Source organism: Streptomyces sp. S3(2020), from assembly GCF_013044505.1.
Classification (GTDB): domain Bacteria; phylum Actinomycetota; class Actinomycetes; order Streptomycetales; family Streptomycetaceae; genus Streptomyces.
Map to the genome: position 1 here is coordinate 1 of NZ_JABERD010000506.1, position 1,458 is coordinate 1,458.

Genomic DNA, 1,458 nt, shown 5'->3' on the forward strand with positions numbered 1-1,458 from the left:
ATCCTGTCGTCGCACAGCGGCGAGGACGCCGTACGGGTGATCCGCGAGCTGCGCACCGCCGCCGAGCGGTGCGCGACCTTCAAGGACGTGGCGGTGGGCTTCCGTTACGACGACGTGGAGGTGCGGCCCGATCCGCACTACGGCGACGAGTCCGTGTACCTGCGGCTCACGCAGCTCGCGGCGCTGAGCGAGGACGAGGAGCCCATCCGGGTCCCCTACGCGGTGCTGGCCGTCCGGCAGGGGGCGACGGTGGCGGTGTTCCACGAGTTCAACCGCCCGGAGAAGACGGGCGAGACGGACCCGGCCGTCATCCCGGAGGCGATCGTCAGGGCCCAGCTGGAGAAGCTGACGGCGACCCGGTGAGCGCGGCGGTCAGGGCACGGCCGGGCCGGTGATGAGGCGGCCCTCGGCGTCGTAGGGCCAGACATTGGGGACACAGCCCTTCATGCCCTTGATCTGCTGCATCATCGCCGGGGCGGGTTTGCCGGGGCCCGGGCAGGTGACGTGGCCGTGGTGGAGGAAGTGGCCGACCTCGTGGTTGATGATCAGGGCACGGTAGGACCGTACGTCGTCGGCGTAGTACTGGGTGGCCAGCTCCCAGCGCCTGAGGTTGACCATGACGTTCTCGTTCACGCTGCAGTTGTACTCGCCCCCGGTGTCCAGGCCCTGCGTCGCGCAGATCTTGTCCACGGTGCCCGGGGTCGCGACCTTGACGACGAAGTCGGCGGTCCCCGACGAGATCCGCTGGAACGCGGAGGTGCCGTCCGCGGTCCAGCCCCGGGGGTCGGCCAGGACGCGGTCCACCTGCTCGGCCACGTCCGCGGTGGAGAGGTCGAGTCCGGTCTCGACCTCGACGCGGTAGCGCAGGGTCTTCTTCCCGTCGCCGGTCCTGGGGCTGCCTCCGGACGGCGGCGTCGGGAACGGGAGGGTGTGGTGGTGTGGGCGGTCATGGTTGGCCAGGTTGTGGCCGCCATGTGATCGGATCTGGCCCGAATGATAACGAAGCGATAACGAACTGCTCGCTGCGGGCTGTGTGATCATCCGGTAACAGAGTCCGGGAGCGCGCCCGGCGGTCCCGATACTGAGCCCATGCCACGAGTTCTGCTGATCGAAGACGACCGCGCCGTCCGCGAAGGGGTCGCCCTGGCGCTGCGCCGCCAGGGACACGACGTCGCCGCCGCCGCGACCGGCGAGGACGGCATGGCGCACCTCACGTCCTTCCGGCCCGACGTCGTGGTCCTCGATCTGATGCTGCCCGGCATGACCGGCCTGGACGTGTGCCGGGGCATCCGCTCCGTCGACCAGACCCTGCCGATCGTCATGGCGACCGCGCGGGGCGACGACGTCGACATCGTCGTGGGCCTGGAGGCGGGCGCCGACGACTACGTCGTCAAGCCGGTGCAGGCCGGTGTGCTCAACGCCCGTATCCGCGCGGTCGCCATGACGATCGGCAGGGTC

At 70.2% G+C, this 1,458-nt stretch carries 2 protein-coding genes and 1 pseudogene; 2 read left to right on the plus strand and 1 reads right to left on the minus strand.

Annotated features, from left to right (window positions below):
* Positions 1 to 363 (plus strand): annotated as a pseudogene (locus HLK59_RS49980) (hypothetical protein); the annotation flags it as partial.
* 9 nt (positions 364 to 372) lie between these two features.
* Here the strand turns inward: HLK59_RS49980 and HLK59_RS49985 are convergent.
* Positions 373 to 1,041, minus strand: a complete 669-nt coding sequence (locus HLK59_RS49985) for a DUF3152 domain-containing protein (protein ID WP_240983109.1) — start codon at positions 1,039 to 1,041, stop codon at positions 373 to 375.
* Between the two features lie 48 nt (positions 1,042 to 1,089).
* Here HLK59_RS49985 and HLK59_RS49990 point away from each other — a divergent pair.
* On the plus strand, positions 1,090 to 1,458 hold a 369-nt coding region (locus HLK59_RS49990; RefSeq protein ID WP_171148325.1), incomplete at its 3' end, for a response regulator.

Bases quoted from the DNA above. Each gene is read 5' to 3' on its own strand.
- HLK59_RS49985 (WP_240983109.1), bottom strand. From the start codon at position 1,041: ATGATCACACAGCCCGCAGCGAGCAGTTCGTTATCGCTTCGTTATCAT.